The sequence below is a fragment of the Streptomyces sp. SL06 genome, assembly GCF_058244745.1.
Map to the genome: position 1 here is coordinate 785788 of NZ_JBSYOT010000002.1, position 26403 is coordinate 812190.

24 protein-coding genes, 1 tRNA gene and 1 pseudogene (1 of these 26 only partly in view) are annotated in these 26403 nt (G+C 72.8%); 12 read left to right on the forward strand and 14 right to left on the reverse strand.

From position 1 onward, the window contains the following. A protein-coding gene (locus AC4IHM_RS03425; RefSeq protein ID WP_490865595.1) for a type I polyketide synthase crosses the window boundary here: on the reverse strand, nucleotides 1-3916 show its beginning. It extends 24701 nt beyond the left edge of the window; only the first 3916 of its 28617 coding nucleotides appear in the window; it begins with the start codon at nucleotides 3914-3916; its stop codon lies beyond the left edge, outside the window. Between the two features lie 404 nt (nucleotides 3917-4320). Further along, nucleotides 4321-5355, reverse strand: coding sequence for a GDP-mannose 4,6-dehydratase (locus AC4IHM_RS03430; RefSeq protein WP_490865596.1), 1035 nt, complete (start codon nucleotides 5353-5355; stop codon nucleotides 4321-4323). 1003 nt (nucleotides 5356-6358) lie between these two features. On the opposite strand from AC4IHM_RS03430, the gene AC4IHM_RS03435 reads away from it, so the two are divergent. Next, on the forward strand, nucleotides 6359-6820 hold the full coding sequence (locus AC4IHM_RS03435) for a MarR family winged helix-turn-helix transcriptional regulator (RefSeq protein ID WP_490865597.1): 462 nt from the start codon (nucleotides 6359-6361) through the stop codon (nucleotides 6818-6820). 57 nt (nucleotides 6821-6877) lie between these two features. On the opposite strand, the gene AC4IHM_RS03440 is transcribed toward AC4IHM_RS03435, so the two are convergent. Then, entirely contained in the window at nucleotides 6878-7933 is a 1056-nt protein-coding gene (locus AC4IHM_RS03440; RefSeq protein ID WP_490865598.1) for an aldo/keto reductase, read from the reverse strand. A gap of 165 nt (nucleotides 7934-8098) precedes the next feature. Then, nucleotides 8099-8950, reverse strand: coding sequence for a helix-turn-helix transcriptional regulator (locus AC4IHM_RS03445; protein WP_490865599.1), 852 nt, complete (start codon nucleotides 8948-8950; stop codon nucleotides 8099-8101). A 793-nt stretch (nucleotides 8951-9743) separates the two neighbouring features. Between AC4IHM_RS03445 and AC4IHM_RS03450 the strand changes: the two genes are divergently transcribed. From AC4IHM_RS03450 to AC4IHM_RS03470, 5 genes and pseudogenes are all read left to right on the forward strand, one after another. Next, a complete protein-coding gene (locus AC4IHM_RS03450) occupies nucleotides 9744-9872 on the forward strand; it encodes a hypothetical protein (protein ID WP_490865600.1) in 129 nt (42 codons plus the stop codon). Continuing rightward, nucleotides 9869-10963 (forward strand): annotated as a pseudogene (locus tag AC4IHM_RS03455) (helix-turn-helix transcriptional regulator). Before AC4IHM_RS03450 ends, AC4IHM_RS03455 begins: the two are co-directional and overlap by 4 nt. After that, nucleotides 10960-11991: a saccharopine dehydrogenase family protein gene (locus AC4IHM_RS03460; RefSeq protein WP_490865601.1), complete on the forward strand. Its 1032-nt coding sequence runs from the start codon at nucleotides 10960-10962 to the stop codon at nucleotides 11989-11991. The pseudogene AC4IHM_RS03455 and the gene AC4IHM_RS03460 overlap by 4 nt, the downstream one beginning before the upstream one ends. A 26-nt stretch (nucleotides 11992-12017) precedes the next feature. Further along, nucleotides 12018-12386: a nucleoside triphosphate pyrophosphohydrolase family protein gene (locus AC4IHM_RS03465; protein ID WP_490865602.1), complete on the forward strand. Its 369-nt coding sequence runs from the start codon at nucleotides 12018-12020 to the stop codon at nucleotides 12384-12386. Nucleotides 12387-12557: 171 nt separating this feature from the next. After that, nucleotides 12558-12680, forward strand: a complete 123-nt coding sequence (locus AC4IHM_RS03470) for a hypothetical protein (protein ID WP_490865603.1) — start codon at nucleotides 12558-12560, stop codon at nucleotides 12678-12680. Between the two features lie 6 nt (nucleotides 12681-12686). Here the strand turns inward: AC4IHM_RS03470 and AC4IHM_RS03475 are convergent, their stop codons facing one another. From AC4IHM_RS03475 to folP, 7 genes are all read right to left on the reverse strand, one after another. Continuing rightward, the gene (locus tag AC4IHM_RS03475; RefSeq protein ID WP_490865604.1) at nucleotides 12687-13778 is read right to left on the reverse strand and encodes a chorismate-binding protein; all 1092 of its coding nucleotides are present in this window, start codon (nucleotides 13776-13778) and stop codon (nucleotides 12687-12689) included. Between the two features lie 103 nt (nucleotides 13779-13881). Further along, nucleotides 13882-14385, reverse strand: coding sequence for a hypothetical protein (locus tag AC4IHM_RS03480; protein WP_490870752.1), 504 nt, complete (start codon nucleotides 14383-14385; stop codon nucleotides 13882-13884). Beyond that, complete coding sequence (locus AC4IHM_RS03485; protein WP_490865605.1) at nucleotides 14351-14746, reverse strand: tetrahydrofolate dehydrogenase/cyclohydrolase catalytic domain-containing protein; 396 nt, start codon at nucleotides 14744-14746, stop codon at nucleotides 14351-14353. The genes AC4IHM_RS03480 and AC4IHM_RS03485 overlap by 35 nt, the downstream gene beginning before the upstream one ends. A 248-nt stretch (nucleotides 14747-14994) precedes the next feature. Beyond that, nucleotides 14995-15900, reverse strand: a complete 906-nt coding sequence (gene purU / locus AC4IHM_RS03490; protein ID WP_490865606.1) for a formyltetrahydrofolate deformylase — start codon at nucleotides 15898-15900, stop codon at nucleotides 14995-14997. After that, nucleotides 15897-16769: a methylenetetrahydrofolate reductase gene (locus AC4IHM_RS03495; RefSeq protein ID WP_490865607.1), complete on the reverse strand. Its 873-nt coding sequence runs from the start codon at nucleotides 16767-16769 to the stop codon at nucleotides 15897-15899. Before AC4IHM_RS03495 ends, purU begins: the two co-directional genes overlap by 4 nt. Before the next feature lie 82 nt (nucleotides 16770-16851). Beyond that, on the reverse strand, nucleotides 16852-18198 hold the full coding sequence (locus AC4IHM_RS03500; RefSeq protein WP_490865608.1) for an aminomethyl transferase family protein: 1347 nt from the start codon (nucleotides 18196-18198) through the stop codon (nucleotides 16852-16854). A gap of 185 nt (nucleotides 18199-18383) precedes the next feature. Beyond that, complete coding sequence (gene folP, locus AC4IHM_RS03505; protein WP_490865609.1) at nucleotides 18384-19310, reverse strand: dihydropteroate synthase; 927 nt, start codon at nucleotides 19308-19310, stop codon at nucleotides 18384-18386. A 309-nt stretch (nucleotides 19311-19619) separates the two neighbouring features. Here folP and AC4IHM_RS03510 point away from each other — a divergent pair, with 309 nt between their 5' ends. The 3 genes from AC4IHM_RS03510 (at nucleotide 19620) to AC4IHM_RS03520 (ending at nucleotide 21402) form a co-directional block, all read left to right on the forward strand. Further along, a complete protein-coding gene (locus tag AC4IHM_RS03510) occupies nucleotides 19620-20519 on the forward strand; it encodes a LacI family DNA-binding transcriptional regulator (RefSeq protein ID WP_490865610.1) in 900 nt (299 codons plus the stop codon). A gap of 216 nt (nucleotides 20520-20735) precedes the next feature. Further along, nucleotides 20736-21041, forward strand: a complete 306-nt coding sequence (locus AC4IHM_RS03515; RefSeq protein WP_490865611.1) for a hypothetical protein — start codon at nucleotides 20736-20738, stop codon at nucleotides 21039-21041. A gap of 160 nt (nucleotides 21042-21201) precedes the next feature. Next, nucleotides 21202-21402 (forward strand): hypothetical protein, encoded by a 201-nt coding sequence (locus tag AC4IHM_RS03520; protein WP_490865612.1) that lies wholly within the window; start codon nucleotides 21202-21204, stop codon nucleotides 21400-21402. Nucleotides 21403-21404: 2 nt separating this feature from the next. On the opposite strand, the gene AC4IHM_RS03525 is transcribed toward AC4IHM_RS03520, so the two are convergent. Beyond that, nucleotides 21405-21830: an NUDIX hydrolase gene (locus AC4IHM_RS03525; protein WP_490865613.1), complete on the reverse strand. Its 426-nt coding sequence runs from the start codon at nucleotides 21828-21830 to the stop codon at nucleotides 21405-21407. Between the two features lie 133 nt (nucleotides 21831-21963). After that, nucleotides 21964-22037: transfer RNA gene (locus AC4IHM_RS03530), tRNA-Pro, on the reverse strand. A gap of 100 nt (nucleotides 22038-22137) precedes the next feature. Here AC4IHM_RS03530 and AC4IHM_RS03535 point away from each other — a divergent pair. From AC4IHM_RS03535 to AC4IHM_RS03545, 3 genes are all read left to right on the forward strand, one after another. After that, on the forward strand, nucleotides 22138-22677 hold the full coding sequence (locus AC4IHM_RS03535; RefSeq protein ID WP_490865614.1) for a DUF309 domain-containing protein: 540 nt from the start codon (nucleotides 22138-22140) through the stop codon (nucleotides 22675-22677). A 61-nt stretch (nucleotides 22678-22738) separates the two neighbouring features. Further along, the gene (cobF, locus tag AC4IHM_RS03540) at nucleotides 22739-23512 is read left to right on the forward strand and encodes a precorrin-6A synthase (deacetylating) (RefSeq protein WP_490865615.1); all 774 of its coding nucleotides are present in this window, start codon (nucleotides 22739-22741) and stop codon (nucleotides 23510-23512) included. A 67-nt stretch (nucleotides 23513-23579) separates the two neighbouring features. Then, nucleotides 23580-25652: an MDR family MFS transporter gene (locus tag AC4IHM_RS03545; protein ID WP_490865616.1), complete on the forward strand. Its 2073-nt coding sequence runs from the start codon at nucleotides 23580-23582 to the stop codon at nucleotides 25650-25652. Here the strand turns inward: AC4IHM_RS03545 and AC4IHM_RS03550 are convergent. Further along, nucleotides 25639-26385: a cobalt-precorrin-6A reductase gene (locus AC4IHM_RS03550; protein ID WP_490865617.1), complete on the reverse strand. Its 747-nt coding sequence runs from the start codon at nucleotides 26383-26385 to the stop codon at nucleotides 25639-25641. The genes AC4IHM_RS03545 and AC4IHM_RS03550 overlap by 14 nt on opposite strands. Nucleotides 26386-26403 lie beyond the last annotated feature (18 nt).

Below are 26403 nucleotides of genomic sequence, written 5' to 3' on the forward strand. Positions count from 1 at the left end.
GGGAGTCGTGCGGGGTGCCGTCGGTGAGCCATCCGTGGATCTGGGCGAGGACCCGGGCGGTGGCCGTGTGGACGGCCGCGGGCAGTGCGTCGCCGCCGGTGCCGTTGACGGGGGCGAGCACCAGTGGGGGCGCGTCGGTGAGGTCGGTGACGGCGGTGGGGGTGGTCCCGGCGGCGGTGAGGGCGGCGCCGAGGCCGTAGGGGTCGTCGCCGAGGACGCCGGCCGCGGCGGGCGGGGCGGTGTCCGCCGGGGTGGCCGCCGGGGTCCAGGTGAGGGCGAACAGCGCGTCGCGTGCGGGGGCGGCGGGGCGGGCGTCGGGCGCGGAGCGCAGCACGAGGGAGCCGACGGAGGCGACGGGCGTGCCGGTGGTGTCGGCGACGGCGAGGGTGACCGCGTCGTCGCCGTGGGGGGTGATGCGGACGCGGGCCTCGGTGGCGCCGCTCGCGTGCAGGGTGACGTCCTGCCAGGCGAAGGGCAGCCCGCCGCGGGCGTCGTCGCCGAGCGGGGCGAGCGCGGTGGCGTGCAGGGCGGCGTCGAGCAGCGCGGGGTGCAGGCCGAAGGAGGCGGCGTTCTGGGCGGGCCCGGCGTCGAGGGCGACCTCGGCGAAGGTGTCCTCGCCGCGGCGCCAGAGGGCGCGCAGGCCCCGGAAGGCGGGGCCGTAGGCGAATCCGGCGGTGGCGAGGCCGTCGTAGAAGCCGTCGAGGCCGACGGGCTCGGCACCGTCGGGCGGCCAGACGGCGGCGTCGAAGTCGTCGGCGGGGCGGGCGGCGCCGGGGGCGAGGGTGCCGGCGGCGTGCCGGGTCCAGGGGGTGTCGTCGTCGCCGTCGGGGCGGGCGTACAGGCTCAGCGGGCGGCGGCCGGTCTCGTCGGGGCTGCCGATCCACACCTGGACCTGGACTCCGCCGTCCTCGGGCAGTGCGAGCGGCGCGGCGAGGGTGAGGTCCTCGACGCGCTCGCAGCCGACCTCGTCTCCCGCGCGGACGGCGAGTTCGAGGAAGGCGGTGCCCGCGAGGAGGACGGTGCCGCCGACGGCGTGGTCGGCGAGCCAGGGGTGGGTGCGCGTCGAGAGGCGGCCGGTGAGGAGGTGGCCGTCGGAGTTGGCGAGGCGGACGGCGGCGGCCAGCAGCGGGTGGTGGGCGGCGCCGAGCCCGGCGGAGCGCATGTCGCCGGTGAGCCCGGTGACGGCCCTGGGCCAGAACCGGCGGTGCTGGAAGGCGTAGGTGGGCAGGTCGGCGCGGCGGGCGCCGGTGCCCTCGAACCAGGCCTGCCAGCGCAGGGCGACGCCCCGCAGGTGGAGTCCGGTGGCGGTCTCGGTGAGGGTGGCGGTCTCGGGGCGGTCCTTGCGCAGGGCGGGCAGCACGGCGGCGCCGTCGTGTCCGCCGGCGTCGAGGACGGTACGGGTGAGGGCGGCGAGGGTGGCGTCGGGGCCCAGTTCGAGGAACAGTCCGGTGCCGTGGCCGGCGAGCCAGGAGACCGCGTCGGCGAAGCGCACGGCGCGGCGCACGTGGTCGGTCCAGTAGTCGGCGGAGGTCAACTGCTCGACGGTGGCGGGCGCGCCGGTGAGGTTGGAGATCACGGGCAGGGTGGGCGCCTGCGGGGAGAGCGCGGCGACGACGGCCCGGAACTCGTCGAGCATCGGCTCCATGAGCGGCGAGTGGAAGGCGTGCGAGACCCGCAGCCGCCGGGTGCGGCGGCCCAGTTCACCGACGCGGGCGGCGACGGACTCGACCGCGTCCGCCTCGCCCGCGACGACCACGGCGGACGGGCCGTTGACGGCGGCGACGGACACGCGTCCGGCGTGCTCGGCGACGAGCGGTGCCACCTCGTCCTCGGTCGCCTCCAGGGAGAACATCGCGCCGCCCTCGGGCAGCGCCTGCATGAGCCGGCCGCGGGCCAGCACCAGGGCGCAGGCGTCGGCGAGGGTGAACACGCCGGCCACGTGGGCGGCGGTGATCTCCCCGACGGAGTGGCCGGTGACGTGGTCCGGGGCGACGCCCCAGGACTCCACGAGCCGGTACAGGGCCACCTCAAGGGCGAACAGGGCGGGCTGCGCGTACCCGGTGCCGTCGAGCAGCGCGGCCTCGGCGCTGTCCGGGTCGGCGAACATCAGGGGCCGCAGCGGCCGGTCGAGTCCGGCGTCGAGATGCTCGACGACCTCGTCGAGGGCGCGCGCGAACACCGGGAAGCGCTCGTACAGTTCGCGGCCCATGCCGGGGCGCTGGGAGCCCTGGCCGGAGAAGAGCACGGCGAGCCTGGTACGGCCGCGCAGCTGGTGGGTGGTGAGGCCGGGGGCGTCCTCGCCCGCGGCGAGCGCGGTGAGGGCGGCGACAGCGGTGTCCCGGTCCGCGGCGGTCAGCGCGGCGCGGTGCTCCAGGGCGGAGCGGGTGGTGGCCAGGGCGTGGGACACGTCGAGGGCGGGCAGCGCGGGGTGGGCGGCCAGGTGGTCGAGGAGCCGGGCGGCCTGGGCGCGCAATGCCTCGGGGGTACGGCCGGACAGCAGCCAGGGCAGGGCGCCGGGCGCGACGGCGGGCGGGGCCGTGCCGGTGTCGTCGGCGCTGTGGGCGGGGGCCTCTTCGATGATGGTGTGCGCGTTGGTGCCGGACAGGCCGAAGGAGGAGACGCCGGCGCGGCGCGGGGCGCCGGCGCGGCGGGGCCAGGCGACGGGTTCGGTGAGGAGGCGGACGGCGCCCTCGCTCCAGTCGACGTGGCTGGAGGGCCGGTCCACGTGCAGGGTGCGGGGCAGCAGGTCGTGGCGCATCGCCATGACCATCTTGATGATGCCGGCGACGCCCGCGGCGGCCTGGGTGTGGCTGATGTTGGACTTCACCGAGCCGAGCAGCAGCGGGCGTTCGGGGTCGCGGCCCTGGCCGTAGGTGGCGAGCAGCGCCTGCGCCTCGACGGGGTCGCCGAGGGTCGTGCCGGTGCCGTGCGCCTCGACGGCGTCCACGTCGGCTGCGGTGAGGCGGGCGTTGACCAGCGCGGACTCGATGACACGTTGCTGGGAGGGGCCGTTGGGCGCGGTGAGCCCGTTGCTCGCGCCGTCCTGGTTGACGGCGGAGCCGCGGACCACGGCGAGGACCTCGTGCCCGTTGCGGCGGGCGTCCGAGAGGCGTTCCAGGACGAGGACGCCGACGCCCTCGGACCAGCCGGTGCCGTCGGCGGCGTCCGCGAAGGACTTGCAGCGGCCGTCGCCGGCCAGGCCGCCCTGCCGGGCGAACTCGACGAAGGTGGTGGGCGAGGCCATCACGGTGACGCCCGCGGCCAGGGCGAGGGAGCACTCCCCCGCGCGCAGCGACTGGGCGGCCAGGTGCAGCGCGACCAGGGAGGAGGAGCAGGCGGTGTCGACGGTGACGGCCGGGCCGACGGCGCCGAAGAAGTAGGAGAGCCGGCCGGACAGGATGCTGGTGGCGTTGCCGGTGAGCTGGAAGCCCTGGACGTCGTCGTCGGGGCCGACCCGGTAGTCCTGGGGCATGGCGCCGACGAACATGCCGGTACGGCTGCCGCGGATCCCGGCGGGGTCGACGCCGGCCCGCTCGAACGCCTCCCAGCCGGTCTCCAGCAGCAGGCGCTGCTGCGGGTCCATGGACAGCGCCTCGCGGGGCGAGATGCCGAAGAAGTCCGGGTCGAAGGCCGGTGCGTCGTGCAGGAAGCCGCCGGCGAAGTCCGCGGGGCCGTCGCCGAGGGCGGCCTCCCAGCCGCGGTCCCCGGGCATGCCGGTGATGCCGTCCTCACCGGCGACGAGCATCCGCCACAGGTCCTCCGGGCTGCCGACCCCGCCGGGGTAGCGGCAGCTCATGCCGACGATCGCGATGGGCTCGCCGGCCGCGGCCTCCAGTTCGCTCACCCGCTGCCGGGAACGCTTCAGGTCGGCGCTCGCCCGCTTGAGGTAGTCCCGAAGCTTCTGTTCCTTGTCCATATCAACGCAACCCATCTGGAAGACCGGAGGACGGCGGGCGGTCCGGTGTGGACACCGGGTGTCGGGGGCGGCCGCGGGGGATCCGGGCGGCTGCCGGGTCCGGGGCGGGCGGGCTCGGCCGGGCTCCATGTCCGCTGCCGCCGCGGCGGGCGGGGCGGGCCTCGGCCGCCCCGTCGGGGCACACCCCGCGGGCGCCCGCCGTGCACCCGATTCCGCAGATCATGGGCTCAGTGTGGTGCGGCCCGCTGCCGGAAATCCCTAGTGTGTGACGGCTTTGCGGCCCGCCCGGCGGGGGCGTGGACGAAGCCCGCGCGCGACGGCGCGCGGGCTTCACCCGGGGCGGTTCTCCGGCGCCCGCGACCGCCCCCGCGTTCGGGGCCCGCCGGCCGCCGGGCCCTCTCTCCCTACCAGGCGGCGCTGGAGAGCAGCCGGCTGTAGTCGCGCTCGCGGGAGGCCTGGCGCAGGTCCGACTCGACCATCATCCGCATCAGTTGGCCGAAGTCGACCTCGGGCTCCCAGCCCAGTTCCGCACGGGCCTTGGAGGAGTCGGCGCACAGCGTCTCGACCTCGGCGGGCCGCACCAGGCCGGGGTCGACCACCACGTGCTCCTCCCAGTCGAGTCCGACGTGCTCGAAGGCGATGCGGGCGGCGTCACGGACCTGGTGCATGGCGCCGGTGCCCACCACGTAGTCGCCGGGTGTCTCCTGCTGGAGCATCAGGTGCATGGCGCGCACATAGTCGCCGGCGAAGCCCCAGTCGCGCTCGGCGTCGAGGTTGCCGAGGCTGAGCTTGTCCATCATGCCGAGTTTGATCTGCGCGACGGCCAGGGAGATCTTGCGGGTCACGAACTCGGCGCCGCGGCGCGGGGACTCGTGGTTGAACAGGATCCCGGACACGGCGTACATGCCGTAGGACTCGCGGTAGTTGCGGGTCATGTAGTGCCCGAAGGCCTTGGCGACGCCGTACGGGCTGCGCGGGTGCAGGTAGGTGTTCTCCCGCTGCGGGCTCTCCGCGACCTTGCCGAACATCTCCGAGGAGGATGCCTGGTAGAGGCGGATCTGTCCGCCGGCCGCACCGCCGGAGGACTTGCTGAGACCGGAGACGATCCGGACCGCCTCCAGCATGCGCAGCACGCCGGTGCCGTTGATCTCGGTGACCAGCTCGGGCTGCTGCCAGGACATGGGCACGAAGGAGACGGCGCCCAGGTTGTAGACCTCGTCGGGCTGGACCAGGTCCACGGCCGACACCAGGCTGCCCTGGTCCATGAGGTCGCCGTCGACGAACGACAGCTCGGGGATCAGCTTGGCGATCCGGTCCTTACGGGGGTTGGCCTGGCCGCGGCAGAGCCCCCACACCTGGTAGCCCAGGCCGATGAGGTGTTCCGCCAGGTATGAGCCGTCCTGCCCGGTGATTCCGGTGATGAGTGCACGCTTGGACATCTTCCCTCTTTCCACCGCGACGGTGAGGACCGGTCGGGCGGAAGCCCGCACCTCACGGGGCGGACCGGTCGGTCCCCGGCGCGTGTCGTCACGACGCCTGGCTGCGCTCACGAGCCGTCCTCGTCGCGGCCATGCAAGCACGCGCAAAGCTAAGGAATTTGCGAGTCTTCGCGGCCTCGCGGATCCGGCGATCAATACTTGGCCGGCCACATGACGGAGGTCGACGCCCCCTCGAAGGAGACAGCAGGTCCGGGCCGTCGGGGTGAACCAGGCGGTGAGATCGCCGGCGTCGTCGACGAACTGGGCGAAGGGACCGAGGGTCTGAAGGCGGGTGACGAGGTTCCTACGCCCAGTACGCGCCGGCTTCGGCACCATCGCGGTACAACTCGCCGTCGCGCGCGGCGCCCGCCGGCCAGGAGTACGTCACCTCGCTCGGCGCCACGGCGCCGCTCTACGGCGACAACCTGGCCGAACGGGTGGCGGCACTCGCGCCGAACGGAATCGACACCGTGCTGGACACCGCCGGCAAGGGCCCATTGGAGGACTCGATCACCCTGCACGGCGACACGGCCCGGACCGTCACCACCGAGAGGACCCGCCCGTCACCCGACGGGCAGGGCCACCTGCTCACGCCCGGCATTCACAGCCCCGGGCAAGTCACCGGCCGACGCCGTACACACCGCCGGCGGACGCGTCGTCGTACAGCCGATGCACACGGGGCGTGTCGTCCACCCCGACAACACCCCGCAGCCGTCGCCGACGAGATCGGCGCCGGGCGCACCGGCACCGGCTGTCCCCGGGCACCCCTGCAACGACATCCGCGCGCCCGCCCCGCCGGACCTCGCCCACCTGCGTCTGGTCCACGCCGCCGACGAGCAACTCCTCACGGGGCTAAGGTCGTTGAGGCCAAGCACGCTGATCCTGAACCACCCGCGCCCGACCGGCCGCCTTCCACGGAGGTGGCACCGCCGGCAACACCGACCACCCCGTCCGAGGAGCAGCGATGACCGACCCCGCGCCGACGCCTCCGAGCACAGCGCGCGACGGCCGCCTCAGTTACGCCGTCTTCCTGCTCGCCCGTGCCCACCGCGGCCACGCGGCGGACATGCTGCGCGACATGAACCTGCACCCGGGGCAGGAACTCCTGCTGATGCGGCTCCTCGACCGCGACGGCCAGACCCAGTCCGAACTGCTGGAACCGGTCGGCCTCGACCACTCGACGGTGTCCAAGTCGCTGCGCCGCATGCAGGAGGCCGGACTGCTCACCCGCGAACCCGCCCCGCACGACCGACGCGTCATGATCGTCCGCCTCACCGACAGGGGCCGCGCCCTGCGAGAACCCATCGCGGCCATGTGGCGCACCCTGGAGCGCATCTCCGTACAACACCTGACGGCGGACCAGATCGAGGCCTTCACCACGACCGCGTACACCATCGAGCGGACGCTCAAGAGCGACGGCGAGTGACGTCTCATGCGTCCGCGGCGCCGGTCCGCAGAGGACGGGGCGGACGCCGGGGCCCGGTCAGCGGACGAACGCCCGCGCATCCAGTCCGTTGATGGTGGTGTTGCCCTGCTGGAACCCGACCATGTCGTTGATCAGGTTGTAGGGGTAGTCCAATGTCGGCTCGGTCAGCGCGTCCAGCTCACCTGTCTGCTTCTCGGAGAGCGTCACGTCGAGGGAGGCGAGGTTGGCGAGAAGCTGTTCGCGGGTGCGGGCGCCGACCAGGGTGGAGGTGACCTCGGAGCGCTGCCGGACCCAGGCCAGGGCCACCGCGGCGACCGTGGTCCCGAGTTCCTCCGCGATGCGGCCCAGGGCGTCGAGGAGCACGAAGGTGGACTCGGTCAGGTGCGGGGCGGCGTAGGCAGTACGGCCCGAACCGGCCACCTCGGTGACGGTGCGGGAGTACTTACCCGACAGCGCCCCGCTCGCCAGCGGACTCCAGGGGGTGATGCCCAGGCCGAACTGCCGGGCCACGCCGAAGATCTCACCCTCCACGCCGCGGGCCAGCAGGGAGTACTCGACCTGGAGCGCCGCGACCGGCTCGAAGTCGCGCAGTGCGGCGAGTGTGGCCGCCTGGGCGACCCACCAGGCGGGGACGTTGGACAGGCCGATGGCGTGGATCTTCCCGGCCCTCACCAGATCGGTGAGAGTGGAGAGGGTCTCCTCCACGGGGGTGTGCCGGTCCCACTGGTGCATCCAGTACAGGTCGATGAAGTCGGTCTGCAGCCTGCGCAGGGACGCGTCGAGCTGGGCCCGGATCGCCTTGCGGCCCGCGCCACCGGAGTTGGGGTCCTCGGGGGCCATGTTGCCGCCGAACTTGGTGGCCAGTACGACGCTGTCCCGGCGTCCGGGGCGCTGGGCGAAGTAGCGGCCCAGGGTCGCCTCGGAGGTGCCGCCGTTGTACATGTTGGCGGTGTCGATGAAGTTGCCGCCGGCGTCGAGGTAGTGGTCCAGCAGGGCGAACGAGGTGTCGGGTCCGGAGCCCCAGCTTCCGTCGTCGAAGTTCATGGCGCCGAACGCCAGCGGGCTCACGCGCAGACCCGAGCGGCCGAGGGTGCGGTAGGAGGTCAGGGACACGATGGTGATCCTTGGTCGTGGAGGGTGTTCAGGGGCGTACGGACAACGATGCCGGAGTACGCGCCGGACAGGGAGGCTGTGCGAGAGGGGGTGCGCCGCACCCAGGAACGCGGCGTTCCGGCCCGGGTACCGCACAGCCGGAAGCGCTCGGCAGGGGCACAGGGATCAAGGGCTGACCGCGGTGCGGCCGATCCGCTCGCACAGGGTCTCGACGGCGGTCGCACTGGCGCTGCCCGGTTCGGGCATGCCCACCAGGAGCTGCTGGCCCGGCGCGTCATGGACGTCGAAGCTCTGGTACGTCAGCTCGACGCGGCCCACCTCGGGCAGCACGAAGACCTTGTGCGCCCGCGCCAGGTTCCGCACCGTCCGGTCCTGCCACATGCTGACGAAGTCCGGGGAAACCTCGGCCAGTTCGCTCACCACGGATCTGATGCCGGGGTCGTCGGGGAAGCGGCCCGCGTGCAGCCGCAGCGCGTCCACGGTCGCCCGGGTCACGGCGTCCCACTCGGCGAAGACCTCGCGGGCGCGGGGGTGCCGGAACAGCACGCGCACCATGTTCGACATGCCCTCGAAAGGGGCGAGCAGGGCGGTGGCGGCGGTGTTCTTCGCCAGGACGTCGAACGACGGGCTGAGGACGTACGCGGCGGCCGAGGGAAAGGCATCCAGCATCCGCAGCAGGGACGGGTGGACCCGCTCATCACTGCCCGCCGAGGTCAGCGCCGGGTGCAGACCGGCCAGCCGGAAGAGATGCGTGCGCTCGTCGAGGGACAACCGCATCGCGCGCCCCACCGCGTCCACGACCTGCGACGAGGGGTTGCGCTCCCGCCCTTGCTCCAGGCGCGCGTAGTAGTCGGCGCTCACGCCCGCCAGGACGGCGATCTCCTCCCGGCGCAGCCCCTTCACCCGCCGGTTGCCCCCGCCGGCGGGAAAGCCCACATCGGCCGGTTCGGTGCGGGAGCGGTGGGCCCGCAGGAAGGCGCCGAACTCGTTCTGCGACTGCTGTGACTGCTCCTGCATGGGGGCACCGGCTCTCTGGCGGGAGGAACGACGGTCGGGTGACCGGGGCGGACGCGTCGTGGAACGCCAGTGTGTCCCGCAGGACATCCGCCACCGTGACGGCCGACAGGGAGCGGCACAGGGCCTCGGTCGCCTCCCGGTACACCTCCGACAAGATGTGCCGGATGCCGAAGCCGACGTAACACTCCGCGTCGGGGTAGGAGGCGTGCAGACCGAAGACCGGCTCCTCCGGGCCTGCGGGCACCCAGATATGTGAAACTGTAACAGTTACAGCGCAAATGGGTGTCCGCACAGCCGGCCGGACGGGCTGCTCCAGGTCGGCGGTCGACGCCCTTCCGGGAAGTGGCGCACCCAGGAAGCCGGTCCCTTCCCCGCCCGTCGCGCCCAGCGCGTCCTGGGCGAGTCCCGCCCCCCTCGTACAGGAGCGCAAACCTCGATGACCGAGGCCCTCGAAGTGACCACGCTGCGCCCCGCGCCGGGCCGCCGAGGACTTCGTCAAGGCGAACGCCGACATCGACGCCTACGACAGTCCCGCGCACGCCCGGGGCGGCGCCGCCGGGATCATGGGGGAGATGGCGGACTCGCCCGTGCACGGCACGATCGGCCACGAGTCGGTGGACCGGCAGATCACCACCATGCTCCACCGGCCCCGGCCGATCGGTTCGGCAGTCGTGCCGTCCGCCGAGGAACCGATCGGCCGGGGCCGCCGCGTGCCCCTGCCCCGCGCGCGAGGCAAGACGTGCTACGACAATCAGGACCGACCCTTCCATCCCGTCCCCCGCAGGAGCACCCCATGCTGGACCAGGGTCCGGCCGGCCCGGCCCGCGAGACCCGTTCCGCCTTCCCGGCCGCCCGGAGAGCCGAGGCGCCGCACGGGCCGAAGCGGTGGCCGCAGTACCCCGGCTGCCGCTACGCGGCATGATCGCCACCTCCGGCCGGCTGCTGCGGCTGCTGACCCTGCTGTCGAGCCGGCCCACCTGGTCCAACGCGGAGCTGGCACGCCGGCTGGAGGTCACCGAGCGCACCGTCCGCCGGGACGTTCGACCGGCTGCGCGAGCTGGGGTACGGCGTGGAGTCCGCCCCCGGTCCCGGCGGCGGCTACCGGCTGAGCGCCGGGACCCGGGTGCCGCCGCTGAGCCTGGACGACGACGAGGCGTTCGCGGTGGCCGTCGCCCTGCGCGAGGCGGCCCACGGCACCGTGCTCGGCGGCGACCATGCCTCCCTGTCGGCCCTGCTGAAGCTCCAACGGCTGCTGCCCAGACGGATGGCCGCGCGCCTGGCGGACCTCGACGCCGCGGTCGAGCACACACCTCGCGCACCGTCCCCCGAAGCCTCCCCGGCCGTACTGCTCACGCTCGCCTCGGTCTGCCGCGCGACCGAACGGACGGAGCTGACGTACCAGGACATGCACGGCCGGACCACCGTGCGGGAAGTGGACCCGCACCGCCTGGTCCACACCGGCGACCACTGGTACCTCGTCGCCCGTGACGTGGTCCGCGACGCGTGGCGCACCTTCCGGGCCGACCGGGTCACGGAGGCCCGGCCCACCGGCCGCACGGTCGAACTCGCCGATCCCCCCGACGCGGCCCGGCTCGTCGCCGACGTCATCACCCGCACCGGATACCCCTTCTACGCCCGCGTCCGGCTGCCCCTTCCCCCGGCGGACGCCCTGCGGCTGGTACCGCCGATCGTGGCGACCCACGAGCCCGAAGGACCGCGTTCCACGATCATCACCATCGGCGGCTCCGACCCCGGGGCGACCGCCGACTACCTGCTCGGCCTGCGGATCCCCGTGCAGGTCCTCTCCCCGGCCGAGGTCCGCGACGCGCTGCTCAGCCGCCTCGACGCGCTGTACCGCGCCAACGCGGACGACCGTACGCCGACGGTGTGACCGCGCCACCACCCCGGCGAGACCAGGACAGATCCCGTCCGGATCTGCTCCTAGCGTGGATCACGACCCGCAGGCCCCACCCGGGGCTGCCCTCTCCCCGCCTCCCACGGAGTACGCCATGACAGACCGCCGCCGCCTGCTGATATACGGGGCCACCGGTTACACGGGCCGCCTGGTCGCCGAGCACGCCCGGAACCTGGGCCTCGACCTCATGGTGGCCGGACGCGACCGGCGGCGCGTGGACGCCCTGGCCAAGGAGCTGGAAGTGGAAGGCCGCGTCTTCCCGGTCGACGACCCGGTGTCGCTGCGCAGGGGACTGGCCGGCGTCGCGGCCGTCCTGAACGTCGCCGGCCCCTTCCGGCTGACGGCCGAACCCCTCATGGACGCCTGCGTCGCGCAGGGGGTGCACTACCTCGACACCACCGCCGAGTACGGCGTCTTCGCCGCCGCCCGTACCCGTGACGCCGCCGCCCGTGACGCGGGGGTCATGATCATGTCCGGCACGGGGTGGGACGTCGTCCCCAGTGACTGCGTCGCCGCCCATGCCGCCGCCCGGGTCACCGATCCGGTCCGGCTGCGGATCGCCCTCAAACTGCTGAGCGCCTCACCGCAGGAGGCCGCCGGACTGAACCCCTTCTCCCGCGGCTCCGTGGCCAGCGCGACGGAGGGCCTCGGGCACGGCGTGGGCGCGCTGATACGGGCCGACGGCGAGATCGTGGCGCTCCCCGAGCCGAAGAGCGCCCGGTTCGACTTCGGCGACGACGGCCCGGAGGAGTGCGTGTCCGCCCCGATGGGCGACCTGATCACCAGCCACGTCTCCACGGGCGCGCCCTCCATCGAGGTGTACGTGCAGACCGGCCTGCCGCTCCCGATCGGCCTGGACCTCGACGCCCTGCCCGACGGACCCACGGCAGCGGAGCGCGAGGTGGGCCGCGGCAAGGTCGTCGCCGAGGCCGTGGGCCGCGACGGCACGGTGGCCCGCGCCCTCGTCGACACACCGACCGGCTACCGGTTCACCCAGCTCTCCGCCGTCGAGATCGCCCGCCGCGTCCTGTCGGGCGCGCACACCCCCGGCTTCCGGTCCCCGGCCTCCGCCTACGGCCCCGAACTCGCCCTGTCCATCGCCGACAGCCGCATCACGGACCTGTAACCCCCCACCCACTCCCCGGAGTTGTCATGACTAAGCAGAACGCCGCACCCGAGCCGACCCCGCTCGACACCGCACAGGCCCGCGCACTGCGGGTCCGCGCCCTGTACGAGCAGGTCGAGGAGCGGGTGCTCGGCCGGACCTGGACCCTGCCCGAACTGGCGCTCGGCTTCACCAACGACGCCGCCTACGTGGGCCGGCTGGTCCTGGCGGCCGAGGGCACGTGGGACATCGAGGGCGACAAGGACGCCGAACTCGAACACAAGCTGGCCGAATGCCTCTGGTGGAGCTTCGTACTCGCCGACCGGCTCGGCATCGACGCCCCGCACGCCTTCGAGAACACCATGGACCGGATCGAGACCGGGCTGACGCAGACCCTGCGCGGGATCGACACCTGACGGCCCGCCGGCACCCGACCTGCGCCCCGGGCCGAGGAGGGTCTGATCCGTTCCCTTCACACCTCGTCGAGGTGTGGGGGACGGGGAGCACCTTCGGTCCGCGATTTCGCACCGAGGGGAGGGCCGCCTCGGCAAGGTGCGCCGTGCCCGCGTGTCGGCCATGGCGTCGGCATGCTCGCCCTCAGCCCGCAGTGCGGATTCGCCTCGACGAGCCAGGGCAACCTGCTGACCGTCGACGACCAGCGCCGCAAACTGGAGCTGGTGGCCGAGACCGCCCGCCTCGTGTGGGGCTGACCGGCCTCACCGGACGGTGCCGGGTACCGACGGTGCGCGGTCCTCGGCCGTGCTCCGCGGGGAGCACGGCCCCGCCGTGGCCGGTCCGTTGGAGGCGATGGCCAGCAACCGGGCGGCCTTGAGTTCGGTCTCCTCCCACTCCCGCTCCGGGTCCGAACCCCAGGTGATGCCGGCGCCGGCCCCGAAGCTGAGTCGCCGCTCGTCCCGGTCCAGCCAGAAGGTGCGGATGCCGACGGCCAGTTCCCCCAGTGCGCGATCCGCGTCGACCCATCCGACACCGCCGCAGTACGGTCCGCGGGACACGGTCTCCAGGGCGCGGATGAGGCCGAGCGCGCGCTCCTTGGGCGCGCCGGTGACGGAGCCGGGCGGGAACGCGGCGGCCAGCAGTTCCGCCCAGCCGGTGCCGTCCGGCAGCTCTCCGCGGACGGTGGACACCAGGTGCACCAGGCCCGGGTGCTTCTCGACGGCGCACAGGTCCGGGACGGTGACGCTGCCGGTCGCGCAGACCCGGCCGAGGTCGTTGCGGACCAGGTCGACGATCATTACGTTCTCGGCGTAGTCCTTGTCGAGCAGATCCCGCTCGGTGCGTCCGGTGCCCTTGATGGGGCCGGACTCGACGACCCGGCCGGTGCGGCGCAGGAACAGTTCGGGCGAGGCCGAGACGACTTCCACGCCGTGGGCCGGCAGTCGGACCATGCCGGCGTACGGGGCACGGTGGTGGTCGGCCAGCCGGTCGGCCAGCGCCTCCATGTCCGGGTCGGCCGTCACCGGGGCGGACAGGACGCGGCACAGGTTGGCCTGGTAGACCTCGCCGGCGGCGATGCGCTCGCGGATGTGCCGTACACCGGCGGTGTAGGCGGCGCGGTCGAGTGACGTGCTCCACTGGTGCCGTCCCGGCCCGGCCCACCGGCGACCGCTGCCACGACGCCTCGGGAGCGGACGGACCTCGCGGAAACGTGCGCAGGTCAGCCGCCCCTCGAAGTCGGCCACGACGGCCCAGAAGCCCGATGAGTCGAGAGCCTCCGGGTCGTCGGTGACATCGAGCAGACCAGTGGCATGACGGTCGGCGAACCGGGCCGACGCGGAGAAGTCCTTCATGTCCGGCGCCTTTCCTCGGCACGGAATACGGACGGTGTCCGCAGGACATGGGCGGGGTGTCGCCCGGCGCCACCGGGCACCACGCGGGTACCCGGCGCCCCCGCTAGACGGGGACGGACTCGTGCTCGTCTGTCCACTCGGCGGCGCGGAGGGTGTTGACCAGGAGCATGGCGATGGTCATCGGGCCCACACCGCCGGGTACGGGGGTGATGCGACCGGCGACGCCGTCGAGTTCCGCGGCGCGGACATCACCGGTCAGGCCGTCGGAGGTGCGGTGGATGCCTACGTCGATGACGGTGGCCCCGGGTTTGATGTGTTCGGGGCCGATGAGGCCGCGGACGCCGGTGGCGACCACGACGACATCGGCCGGCCGGGTGACGGCGGCGAGGTCGGCGGTGAACTCGTGCGCAACCGTCACCGTCGCTCCCCGGCGCAGCAGGAGCTGGGTCAGGGGACGGCCGACGAGTTCTCCCCAGCCGACGACGGCGACGCACGTTCCTCTCAGTTCGATCCCTTCGGCGTCGAGGAGCTCGATGACACCGCTGGGTGTGCAGGGACGCAGTCCCCGTTCGTCACGGGAGAGACGGCCCGCGCTCGCGGTGGTCAGGCCGTCGAACGTCCTTGGTGACGGGGATGCGGTCGATCAGCGGAGCGGCGGCGAGCTGCGGCGGCAGCGGCAGTTGCAGCAGGATGCCGGAGACGGCCGGATCGGCGGCCAGTTCGTCGATGACCGCGGCGACCTCCGACCGCGTGGCGTGCTGGGGCAGCCGGCGATGGATGTCGCGCATGCCCGCCTCCCGGATGGCGCGGCGTTTGGCGGCGACGTACACGGCACTGGCCGGGTCATCGCCCACCAGGATGGTCGCCAACCCCGGCACCCGTCCGAACTGTGCTGCTTGGGCGACCCGTTCGGCGACCCGGGCCCGGATGTGCCGGGCGATCCGAGTGCCGTCGATCGTGGTGGTCATGGTGGCGAACCGCTTTCTGTGTCGATGAACGACCACCCGGGAAGAGGACTGCGTACGGGGCACGGCCTCGCGCGACCGCGGTGTGCGGCGTCGGGGACCGGGGCGGCGGCGATGGGCGGAGCGGACCGCGCGGTGTCCGCCGCGTCCGCCACCCCGGTGGGCCTGTTCGGCCTGTTCCGGCGCGTGACAAGACCACCGGTCCCTGTTCCGGGCGGCTTCCCTGTCGGGGTGGGGGCTGAACCGTTGACTCAGGCGAAGACGATGGTGTGGTTGCCGTTGCGGACGACCCGGTCCTCGGCGTGCCACAGCACCGCGCGGGAGAGGACGGCGCGTTCGACATCGGCGCCGCGGCGGGTGAGGTCGGCGGCGGTGTCGGCGTGGCTGACGCGGACAACGTCCTGCTCGATGATCGGGCCCTCGTCGAGGTCCTCGGTGACGTAGTGGGCGGTGGCGCCGACCAGTTTCACGCCGCGTTCCTTGGCCTTGGCGTAGGGACCGGCGCCGATGAAGGCGGGCAGGAAGGAGTGGTGGATGTTGATGACCGGGACGCCGACCCGCTCGATGAAGTCGCCGGTGAGGATCTGCATGTAGCGGGCGAGGACGATGAAGTCGACGTTGTCCTTCAGCAGCTTGAGGTGCTCGGCCTCGGCGGCGGACTTGTCGGCGCCCATGGACGGGACATGGAAGAACGGGATGCCGAAGTTCCGTACCTCCTCGGCGACATCGGGGTGGTTGGAGATCACCATCGGGATGCTGACCGGCAGTTGGCCCCGCCGGTGGCGCCAGAGCAGGTCGAGCAGGCAGTGGTCCGACTTGGAGGCGAAGACCGCCATCCGCTTCGGCACCGCCATGTCCCGCAGCGTGTACGTCAGGCCGTATTTCTCCACCAGAGCCGTGTCGAGGTCGGCACGCACCGCGGGCAGCGCGGCTTGGAGGCCGTCGAGTCCGAAGACGGTGCGCTGGAAGAAGGAGCCGCCCTGCGGGTCGTCCGAGTACTGGTCGAGCGAGACGATGTTCGCACCGTGGTCGCTCAGCACCGAGGTGACTGCCGCGACGATGCCGGTGGCGTCGGCGCCCTGGACGATCAGCGAGGCCTGGTGATCGGGTCCCTTGTTCTTCTTGGCGGCGGTGGGTGCGGCCTGGGTGACCGTCATGCGCGGGCTTCCTTCCTGAACTGGGCGATCCATTCGGAGGTGGCCTTGAGGCCGCCGAACGTATAGAAGTGGACCTTCACTTCTCCGTGCCGTTCCCGGTCGTAGCCCTGCGTGAGAGCGTGCAGGAACTTGTCCGGGCCGGCCGTGCCCATCAGGTTGGTGATGGACAGGCCGTACTTCTTGGCGATGGAGGCGCTGGTGCCCACGCCGAACCGGGCCGCGTACGACATCAGCCGCCGCACGCCGGCCGGGCCGGGGACGCCTATGCGGATCGGCAGCGTGACACCGTGTCCGCGTACCTGCTCGATCCAGGCGAGGACCGGGTCGACGTCGAAACCGAACTGGGTGATGACGCCGCCGTCCATGCCCTGGGCGGCGATGGCGGCGCTCTTGTCGCGCAGCGCGGCCCACAGTGCCTCGCCCGCGATGTCGGGGTGGCCCTCCGGGTAGCCGCTGATGCCGACGTGCCGGACGCCGTACTCCTCCAGCAGTCCCGACTCGATCAGGGCGAGGGAGTCCTCGTACGGCCCCTCGGGGCGGGCCGGGTCGCCGCCGACGGTGAAGACCTCCGCGCCGGTGCCGTCGCCCCGCAGCCCGGCGAGGAACTGCTCGAAGTCCGCCCGGGAACCGAGGCGTCGGGCCGAGATGTGCGGTACGGGGACGAAGCCGAGGCGCTTGACGGCGCGGGCGGCGTCCAGGCGCATCCGCAGGTCCTCGTTGCCGAGGAAGGTGACGTTGATACGGGTGCCCCGCGGGATGAGGCCGGCGGCCTCCTCCAGCTTGGGCACGTCCTTGCCGGTCATCTCCAGGGAGAAGTCCTCCAGCAGTGATGTGCTCACCGCCGGGGAGGATGTGCTGAGGGGGTTCATGATGCCTCCTGGGGAAGGGATCGCGACGGGGCCGGCCGGGGGCGGCGTCCGGCCGGCCCCGGACACCTGCTGCCGGTTCCGGTCAGGCGTCGCGGCGGTAGTCGGTGCGGGCGTGCCGGTCGAACGGGCTGGGCCGGACGGTGGCGCGGATGCGGGGGAACCCGAGGTCGGCCTCGGGGTCAGTACCTCGGCCGGGGTGCTCACCCCAGACCACGCTCACCTCGGTGCCGGGCGCGGCGTGCGCGGCGTCGATCAGGGTCAGGGACAGCACGGTGCCGACCGGGTCGATGGCCGCGGTCTGCATGGTGACGCCGGCCAGACCGGCGGAGGTCTCCACCCGGTGGCGGGCGTAGCTGAGGACGAAGCCGGGGTCCGCTCCCCCGCCGATCACCCGGCGCACGTCGTCCGCGTCGAAGACGAGGGTGACCTTCTTGCGCAGGTTCCCGCTTTCCTTGGCCGCGAGCAGGGCGTCCCGGCCGTGGAACTCGTGCCCGAAGTGGATCATCTTCCCGTAGCCCAGCTCGAACGGAGAGACGTAGTAGTCCTCGATGTTCTCGGAGTAGTAGCTGCCGTTGAGCGGGCGCTTGCCCTCGATGCCGAACAGCGGGAGCCAGGCGCGGTACTCGGCCAGCTCCGGGTCGGTGTAGACGCCGGGGACCGGCGAGGGAATCCAGCCGCTCTCCACGCTCGGCGTCGCGTAGGCCAGCGCGCCGACCTGAATCAGGCCGAGCGGCTCCCCGGCCTTCACGAACGCCTCGTGCACGTACGCGGCGTGCTCCCAGGGGCCGATGAACTCGTAGCCGGCCTGGCCCGCCATGCCGTGCCGCAGTGCCTTGAAGGCGCGGCCGTCCAGGGTGACCGGCGTGGAGTGGAAGAACTTGGTCTGCGGGATCGGACCGCCGAAGACCTTCGCTATGAGTTCCAGGGCGAGCGGTCCCTGGATCTGGTAGCGGAACAGCTTGGGGTCACCGCCGCCGGGCCGGAACGCGGAGGACGGGTCGGTGGCGAAGGAGACGTCGTAGCCGGCCTTCTCCGCGTGGTACTGCACCCAGTGCTGGGACGCCGGAACACCGCTGAGTACATAGGCGTTCTCGGCCTCCCGGGAAAGGATGCCGTCGGTGACGATGTGACCGTGGCGGGTCACCGGTACGTACTGCTTGGCCTGGCCGACGGCGAACTTCTCGAAGTTGTTGGCGCCGTACTCGGCCAACACCCGGGTGGCGTCCGGGCCTTCGATCCACAGGTCGAACATGTGGTGGGAGAGGTTCAGCAGCGCGACACCCTCGTGCCAGGCGCGCTGCTCCGTGCGCCAGCCCACGAACTCACGGTCCACCACCTCGGGCGTCCACGGTTCGGCACCGGGCTGCCACAGCAGATCGATGGGCGAGCCGGCCTTGTCAATGCCGTCCTGAAGGCTGGGGGTTGTCATGCGACTCCTACTTTCAAGGTGGTCAAGTCCCGGTTGGCTGCGACTCGGGGACTGCTTCGGCCCAGTGGCCACTTGCTCCGGCCCTCGCCCTCCGGACGAAGCCGGGGCGTGGGTCTCTCCTGGGCTAGAACGATCTAGCGCAAGCTAACAGAAGGGTGTAACCGCTGACCAGACTCGTGCGCCGACTACCGTGTTGAGGCGTCGGCGCTCACTTCGGGCGCCGCGGGGACGAGGCCCACACCGGTCCATGCCGCCGCCATGAGGACGGCGTGCAGGCTGGACCGGACGTCGTGCACCCGCACGCACACCGCCCCGGCCGCCGCCGCGAGCGCGGACACCGCGGCCGTCGCGGCGTCCCGACCGCCGGGCGCCGGGGGGCTGTTCGACCAGCCGCTCAGGGCGGCCCCGATGAAACGCTTCCTGGACGCGCCCACCAGCACCGGGAAGCCCGCCGACCGCACGGTGTGCAGACGGGCGAGGAGCTGCCAGTCGTGTTCGGCGTGCTTGGCGAAGCCGAGGCCCGGGTCGAGAACGATGCGCGAGGGATCGATCCCGGCAGCGGTGAGAACCGCCACCCGGTCCAGGAGTTCGGCGGTGACCTCGCCGGCCACGTCCCGGTAGACGGCGTGCCGTTCCATCTCACGGCTGGGCGCACGCCAGTGCGTGACGACATAGGGGACGCCGGCCGCGGCGACGGTGGCCGCCATCCCGGGGTCGGCCAGGCCACCGCTGACATCGTTGACCAGGCACGCCCCCGCTTCGACCGCGGCCTGCGCGACCTCGGCGTGCATGGTGTCGACACTGACGGGCACCCCCGCGCCCGCCAGTTCCCGCACCACGGGTACAACCCTGGCCAACTCCTCCCCGACGCCGACCGGTTCGGCTCCCGGCCGAGTGGATTCGCCACCCACGTCGACGAGGTCGGCACCTTCCGCCGCCATCCGCAGACCGTGCCGGACGGCATGGCCGGGGTCGGAGTACCGGCCGCCGTCGGAGAAGGAGTCGGGTGTCACGTTGAGAATGCCCATCACCAGGCATCGGCCGGGCTGCGGGAGACCGTCGGGCAATCGCGGGAACGGCCGCACGACGGCCGGGGAAACCGTGTCGATCATGGCGCGAGAGACCCCCTCCGCCCGCAGGCCACGGGCCGGCGCGCTGGGAAAGCTAAATCGATGTGGCAGACACGTTACAACGCCATGCTAAATCGTTCTAGTCCTCGCCGTCATCTCTTCGCGGGCCGCCAGGGAGGTGGTGCCGCGGACGTGCCGCCGTCGGTCGAACGTACGCCGTGCGGTGGCCGGTGCACCGGGCGCGGCCGGGGATCCTAGAATGGCGGTGCGTCGGCCCGCAGGGGCGGACGGTGCGCCGACCGCATCGGAGCAGGGGTGATGGGCAGTTCCGGAAGAGTCACGCTGAATGACGTGGCAGCGGCCAGCGGTGTGTCCCGCGCCACGGTGAGCTTCGTCCTGAACGACGACCCCCACCAGACGATCTCCGCCGCGACCCGGGACCGGGTCAAGCAGACCGCCCGGGAACTGGGCTACGTACCGCACGGAGTCGCCCGCGCCCTGCGCGAGGGCTCCTCCCGTGTCGTCGTGCTGAACATCAACGTCGGCATGGAGGGCCACTACTCCCGAAGCTACATCCAGGGCCTGGACGCCGAACTCGCCGCCCACGACCATGTGCTGCTCGTCCGGCACGGCCGGCACACCCCGCAGTCCACCCAGCAGGTCCTGGACGTCATAGCGCCCCGCGCGGTCATCCGCTTCGGCGAGACCTACCTCACCGGCCGCGAGCTGGACGACCTCGGCGGCGGCTGGCGCGACGGCCTCGCCGCCCACGCGGCGATGCAGCTGCGCCACCTGGTGGAGCACGGTCACACCGTCGTCGCCATGGCCCTGCCCGACACCGAGTCCCCGCTGGCCGCGACCCGGCTGAAGTTCACCGGGCACGCCGCACACAATCTCGGCATCCAGGTCCCCCGGACCTTCGTCACACCGCCTGAGCGCTCCGCCTGCGCCGAAGCCGTCCAGGCGTTCCTGACCGGCGCTCCCGAGGTGACCGCCATCGCCGGCTTCAACGACAACGTCGCCCTGCGCATCCTCCTGGCCCTGCTCGACCTCGGCCACCGCGTGCCGGACGACGTGGCCGTCATCGGCTTCGACGACAATGGCTACGGCGCCTACACGACCCCCGGACTGACCACCGTCCACGTCGACGCCGAGGCCCACGGCCGGCTCAGCGCCCGCCTCTCCCTGAACCTCGACACGGACGGCCTGCGCCCGCCGCCCGCGCGGGTGGTCGTCCGCGAATCGGTCTGACCGGTTCCTTCACCGCGCGTCGCCGTCCCGGTGACCGCTGTTCCCGGTACGCGTTCCGGTTCCGCGGCCACGTCCGTCCGCCGGGCGGCGTCGAGCAGCGCTTGTGCGGCGACGGCCGCGGGTTCGCGGCGCAGCACGGCCCGCATCCCCGGCGGCACCCCGAACACATACGGCCAGGCGTGTGGCACCGCACTGGCGAAGTGCCCCTGTCCTGACGTGGGCGAACAGGGAGGCCACGGAGTCGGTCTCCACCCGGGGCCGCACCGGATCGCCCACCCGCTCGAACACCGCGTCCAGCTCGTAGGCCCGCAGCCGGGCAGGATGTCGGTGGTCCGGAGGTCGGCGGGGACCTCCGCGCTCGCCAAGGGATTCTCCGCGCAGAACGCGTGGGTGAGCAGCGAGACGGCGGTGGCCCCCCTCGGCACCGGGCCGAGCCGCAGTCGCCCGGTCATGCCGCTGCGCAGCGCGCGCACCTCGTCCCGCATCGCCTCGCGGTCGGCGAGGACGCGCCTGGCCCACTGACCGGGGCCGGCCACCGGGGGGTGGCGCTACGGGCAGTAGGGCGGCGCCTCGTCTAGGAGACCACCGGGCCGCCGCCGAACAGTACGCGCTGGCCGCCACGGCCCGCCCCGCAGACACCTACGCGCGGATCGTCGCCCTGGACCTGGTCGCGGGCGCGGAGATGCACCTCAAGCGCGGCAGCATCGAGCAGGCGTGCGCCACCTGGCACCGAGCCATCGACCACATGGACGGTGTCCGCTCCGTCCGCACCCGCAAGGCGGTCTCCCGCATGCGCGGCGACCTCGCACGCTTCCGGGCCCGCAGCCTGCGGTGCGTGGCCGACCTCGACGAACGGGGACGCGATTTCCTCGCCGGGGCCTGACCTCAGCGGCACCCGGCGAAGCGGCGAACGATCGGTTCCAGATAGTCCGCGTGCGGCCCCGTCAGAGCGGCCAGTTCGTCCGGTGAACGCACCAGGACGATGTCGTCGAGCTCAGGTACACGTCCCTGAACACGCTCGGCTGCCGATACGGCGGTGAAGTCCGCACGCAACGTCGCTTCGGGAAGAGCCGGGGCGAGGTAGGTCAGGCCGACACTGCCGTTCTCGCCACGGGTGACGGCCCACAGCCTCAGCTCCTCCGCAGCCGCGCTGATCCCCAGCTCCTCGGCAAGCTCCCGCGCGGCCTGGCCGGCCAGCGCCGACTCGTCCAGCACCGCCCCGTCCTCGGGCTGCTCCACAGATCCCCCCGGCAGCTGCCAGCGGCCCGGGGCGGCCTTCAGACGGTGAGACGTGTCCACTTCGGAGGTCATGCCGCACACCAGGCCTTCGGCCTCGGCCTCCCGCTGACCCTGATCAACAGCGTTTGTGAGAAATTGTGAGACGGCGCCTCCGGAAACGATCGAGAGGGGCCCCGAAGGACCCCTCTGATCTGCGACGTTTCCGTCGGGACGACAGGATTTGAACCTGCGACCCCTTGACCCCCAGTCAAGTGCGCTACCAAGCTGCGCCACGTCCCGATGTGCTCACACGCGGTGAACCGCGCGATCACGCGGAACGTACTTTACCCCACACACCGGGCCACGCCTAAGCGGGCACGGGCGAGGGACAATCGGGCCCATGGACACCCCTGCCGACAGCCCCCTGGACAGCACCGCCCCGGACGGCCCGGTGGACGCGCGGGACCGTGACGACGAGGGGCGGGCGCGCAACGCCCGGCCCCGGGACGGGCTCGGGCGCCCGTTGCCGTACGGCGCCGACGGCGTCCCCCGCCAGCCGGAGGGGGTCGTGCGGGCGCCCGAGGCGACGGTCGTCGAGGCGCAACGGCTGCTGGACGAGGGGAAGCCGTTCCACGCGCACGAGGTCTTCGAGGACGCCTGGAAGTCGGGCCCCGAGGAGGAGCGGCAGCTGTGGCGGGGCATGGCCCAGCTGGCCGTGGGGCTCACGCACGCGGCCCGCGGCAATGCCACCGGCGGGGCCAGGCTGCTGCGGCGCGGGGCGGGGGCCGTGACGGAGTGGGCGGCGTCGCAGGCGGGGCGGGGGCGGCCGTACGGGATGGATCTCCGCTCGGTCGCCGGGTGGGCCGGGGAGCTGGCGGCGGACGTGGCGGGCGGCGCCTCCGTGGACGCGGGGGCGCGGGCGCCGCGGCTGCGCGGCTGAGCCCGCGGGCCGCGAAGGGCCCGGCCGGGGCGTTGTCAGTGGCGTACGGCAGACTCGTGGTGTGCGGACAATTCATGTGATCGGTATCGGCGCGGGCGACCCCGAGCAGCTGACCCTGCAAGCGGTCCGGGCGCTGCGGAGCACGGACGTGTTCTTCGTCCTGGACAAGGGCGAGGCGAAGGCCGACCTGGTGCGGCTGCGCCGGGACATGCTGGAGACGCACATACCGCGGGGGACGTACCGGATCGTGGCGGCGCGGGACCCCGAGCGGGACCGGAGCGCGGGCGGCGCCGCCTACTCCCCCGCCGTCGGGGACTGGCGCAGCGCCCGAGCCGGCGTCTACGAGCGGCTGATCGCCGAGGAGCTGGGCGAGGACGAGAGCGGCGCGTTCCTGGTGTGGGGCGACCCCGCGTTGTACGACAGCACGCTGGGCATCCTGGAGGAGATCCTGGAGCGCGGCGAGGTGCTCTTCGAGTACGACGTCGTGCCGGGCATCAGCAGCGTCTCCTCACTCGTCGCCCGGCACCGGACCGGGCTGAACCGGGTGGCGCGGCCCGTGCAGATCACCACCGGGCGGCGGCTCGCCGAGGGCTTCCCCGAGGGCGTGGACGACGTGGTGGTGATGCTCGACGCCCACCAGGCCTTCTCGCGGTACGCCGACCAGGACATCGACATCTACTGGGGCGCCTACCTGGGCACCCCGGACGAGATCCTCGCCTCCGGGCCGATAGCCGAGGCCGCGCCCCGCATCGAGCGGCTGCGTGCCGAGGCCCGGGAGCGCAAGGGCTGGATCATGGACACGTACCTGCTGCGCCGCAACCCCGGCGACGCCTAGCCTGACGCCCGCCCCAGGCGGACCGCCCCCGCATGCGTGGCGTCTGCGCCGGTGTGATCGTGACCGGGTGACAGTCGCCGAGGAAGCGCCACGGACCGCCGCCGCCCAGCCGCCCGTGCTGGACCGGCGGCGCCGCAACGTCGTCTTCGTCACGATCATGCTCGGGATGCTGCTGGCGGCCCTCGACCAGACGATCGTCGGCACCGCGCTGCCGACGATCGTGTCGGACCTGGGCGGCGGCGAGCACATGTCCTGGGTGGTGACCTCGTACCTGCTCGCGGAGACCGTGGCGACGGTGCTGGTCGGCAAGTTCGGCGACCTCTTCGGCCGCAAGGTGGTCTTCCAGGTCTCGGCGGTCGTGTTCATCACGGGGTCGTTCCTGTGCGGTCTGGCGACGAACATGCCGTTGCTGATCACCTGGCGGGCGATGCAGGGCGTCGGCGCGGGCGGCCTGATGGTGACCGCCATGGCGCTCATCGCCGATGTCATCCCCCTGCGGGAGCGCGGCAAGTACCAGGGCGCCATCGGCGCGGTGTTCGGGGTGTCGACGGTCGTCGGACCGCTGCTGGGCGGGCTGTTCACCGACCATCTGTCCTGGCGCTGGGCGTTCTACGTCAACGTGCCCATCGCGATCGTCGTCGTGATCGCCGCCGCCCGCACCATCCCGGTGGTGAAGCCGGCCGTCCGGCCCGTCATCGACTACCTGGGCATCGCGCTGGTCACGGTGGGCGCCGGCGCGCTGATCCTGGCGACCAGTTGGGGCGGCAACCAGTACGCGTGGGGCTCGGCCGTGATCATCGGCCTGTTCGCGGGCGGGCTGGTCGCGCTCGCCCTGTTCTGCCGGGTGGAGATCCGGGCGGCCGAACCGATGCTGCCGATGCGGCTGTTCGCCAACCCGGTGTTCACGGTCTGCTCCGTCCTCAGCTTCATCGTCGGCTTCGCGATGCTCGGCGCGCTGACGTACCTGCCGACCTATCTGCAGTACGTCGACGGCGACTCGGCCACCGTCTCCGGCGTGCGGATGCTGCCGATGGTGGCCGGACTGCTGATCGCCTCCGTCTTCAGCGGCAACGTGGTCAGCAAGACCGGCCGGTACCGGCTGTTCCCGATCGCGGGCACGCTGGTGATGGGCGTCGGCCTGTATCTGATGTCCCTGATGGATCCGGCCACCGGCGCCGGCCTTGAGTCGCTGTACATGTTCGTGCTGGGCACGGGCATCGGGCTGTCCATGCAGGTGCTCACCATCGCCGTGCAGAACACCGTCGACTACTCCGACCTGGGCACCGCGACCTCCGGCGTGACCTTCTTCCGCACCCTGGGCAGCGCCTTCGGAACCGCCGTGTTCGGCACCATCTACGCCAACGCCCTCGGTCCCCACCTGCGCGACGGCATCGCCGCCGCCTCGGCGACCGGCGCCGCCGACCCGTCGGTCATCGGCAGGGCGGCGACCAGTCCGGAGGGCCTGCACCGGCTGCCGCCGGACGCGGCGGCGCCGATCGTCGGCGCGTACGCGGACACCATCCAGACGGTGTTCCTGTGGACGGTGCCGGTCGCGGTCCTCGGCTTCCTCGTCGCCCTGTTCCTCAAGCAGGTCCAACTGCGCGACAGCGCCCGCGCGGGCTCCACCGACATGGGCGAGGGCTTCGCCTCGCCGCACGACGCCAGCAGCAGGCGGACACTGGAGGCCACCCTCGGAAAGATCATCGGCAGTACGGAGCTGGACACCGCCCGCCGGATCATCACGGACAGCGACACCCGGCTCGATGTCGCCGGCGCGTGGGCCGTCATGCAGGTCGAGCTGTTCACGCGGCTGGTCGGACACGCCGGCCTCGGACTGATCGCCGCCCGCCGCCGGTTGCCGCCGGAGGTGCTGCTGCCGGTGTTCGACCGCATGGTCGAGGAAGGGTTCCTGACCCGCCACGGCTCCCTGCTCACCCACACCGACGCGGGCGCCCGCGAGGCGACGGTGATCGGCCGGGCCTGGGCGTCCTGGCTGGAGGACCGGGTGGAGCGGGACATCGGCCGCCCCTCGGACGCGGACCTGCGCGCCGCCCTCGACTCCATCGCCAGGCGTCTGCTGGTGGAGGACCTGAGCAACGGCCTCCCCGACCACGTACGGCAGCCGGTCACGGACCGCTGAACCCCAGCCGTTCCAGGACCGCCGCCACCTCGGACACCACGTCCACGCCCTGCGGGAGCGCAGGCCTGCGGACCACCACGACCGGCAGGCTCAGCTCCCGGGCCGCCGTGAGCTTGGCGGCGGTGGCCGCGCCCCCGCTGTCCTTGGTGACCAGTACGTCGATGCGGTGGTCGCGCAGCAGGGTCCTCTCGTCGTCCGCCGTGAAGGGGCCGCGCGCCGTCAGGACATGGGTGTCCGGCGGGAGGGGCGGCTCGGGTGGTTCCACCGAGCGGGCCACGAAGTGCAGGCCGGACAGGTGGGCGAAGGCCGCCAGGCCCAGCCGGCCGGTGGTCAGGAACACCCGGCGGCCGAGGCCCGGCAGCAGGTCGGCCGCCTCGGCGAGGGAGGCGACCGGGTGCCACCGGTCGCCGGGGCCGGGCCGCCAGCCGGGGCGGCGCAGGATCACCGCCGGGATACCGGTGGCCGCGGTGGCGCGGGCCGCGTTCGCGGTGATCGTCGCGGCAAAGGGGTGGGTCGCGTCGACGAGGGCGTCCACGCGCTGCTCGCGCAGCCAGGCGGCCAGCCCCTCGGGCCCGCCGAAGCCGCCGGTGCGTACCCGCCCGGCGAGGGTGCCCGGCCGGGTCACGCGTCCCGCGAGGGAGGTGGTGACGCGGACGCCGGGTCGGGCCGCCAGGTCGGCGGCCAGGCGGCGGGCCTCGGTGGTGCCGCCGAGGATCAGCACGTGCGGGGACATGAGGTCGACCCTACGGAC

What these genes read in the sequence shown, in the direction of transcription:
- purU (WP_490865606.1), bottom strand. Translation starts at nt 15,900, where the DNA reads ATGACGGTCACCCAGGCCGCACCCACCGCCGCCAAGAAGAACAAGGGA.
- AC4IHM_RS03450 (WP_490865600.1), top strand. Translation starts at nt 9,744, where the DNA reads ATGCTGGACCAGGGTCCGGCCGGCCCGGCCCGCGAGACCCGTTCCGCC.
- AC4IHM_RS03500 (WP_490865608.1), bottom strand. Translation starts at nt 18,198, where the DNA reads ATGACAACCCCCAGCCTTCAGGACGGCATTGACAAGGCCGGCTCGCCC.
- AC4IHM_RS03525 (WP_490865613.1), bottom strand. Translation starts at nt 21,830, where the DNA reads ATGACCTCCGAAGTGGACACGTCTCACCGTCTGAAGGCCGCCCCGGGC.
- AC4IHM_RS03430 (WP_490865596.1), bottom strand. Translation starts at nt 5,355, where the DNA reads ATGTCCAAGCGTGCACTCATCACCGGAATCACCGGGCAGGACGGCTCA.
- AC4IHM_RS03535 (WP_490865614.1), top strand. Translation starts at nt 22,138, where the DNA reads ATGGACACCCCTGCCGACAGCCCCCTGGACAGCACCGCCCCGGACGGC.
- AC4IHM_RS03485 (WP_490865605.1), bottom strand. Translation starts at nt 14,746, where the DNA reads ATGACCACCACGATCGACGGCACTCGGATCGCCCGGCACATCCGGGCC.
- folP (WP_490865609.1), bottom strand. Translation starts at nt 19,310, where the DNA reads ATGATCGACACGGTTTCCCCGGCCGTCGTGCGGCCGTTCCCGCGATTG.
- AC4IHM_RS03475 (WP_490865604.1), bottom strand. Translation starts at nt 13,778, where the DNA reads ATGAAGGACTTCTCCGCGTCGGCCCGGTTCGCCGACCGTCATGCCACT.
- AC4IHM_RS03520 (WP_490865612.1), top strand. Translation starts at nt 21,202, where the DNA reads ATGCACCTCAAGCGCGGCAGCATCGAGCAGGCGTGCGCCACCTGGCAC.
- AC4IHM_RS03550 (WP_490865617.1), bottom strand. Translation starts at nt 26,385, where the DNA reads ATGTCCCCGCACGTGCTGATCCTCGGCGGCACCACCGAGGCCCGCCGC.
- AC4IHM_RS03435 (WP_490865597.1), top strand. Translation starts at nt 6,359, where the DNA reads ATGACCGACCCCGCGCCGACGCCTCCGAGCACAGCGCGCGACGGCCGC.
- AC4IHM_RS03460 (WP_490865601.1), top strand. Translation starts at nt 10,960, where the DNA reads ATGACAGACCGCCGCCGCCTGCTGATATACGGGGCCACCGGTTACACG.
- AC4IHM_RS03465 (WP_490865602.1), top strand. Translation starts at nt 12,018, where the DNA reads ATGACTAAGCAGAACGCCGCACCCGAGCCGACCCCGCTCGACACCGCA.
- AC4IHM_RS03495 (WP_490865607.1), bottom strand. Translation starts at nt 16,769, where the DNA reads ATGAACCCCCTCAGCACATCCTCCCCGGCGGTGAGCACATCACTGCTG.
- AC4IHM_RS03470 (WP_490865603.1), top strand. Translation starts at nt 12,558, where the DNA reads ATGCTCGCCCTCAGCCCGCAGTGCGGATTCGCCTCGACGAGCCAGGGC.
- AC4IHM_RS03445 (WP_490865599.1), bottom strand. Translation starts at nt 8,950, where the DNA reads ATGCAGGAGCAGTCACAGCAGTCGCAGAACGAGTTCGGCGCCTTCCTG.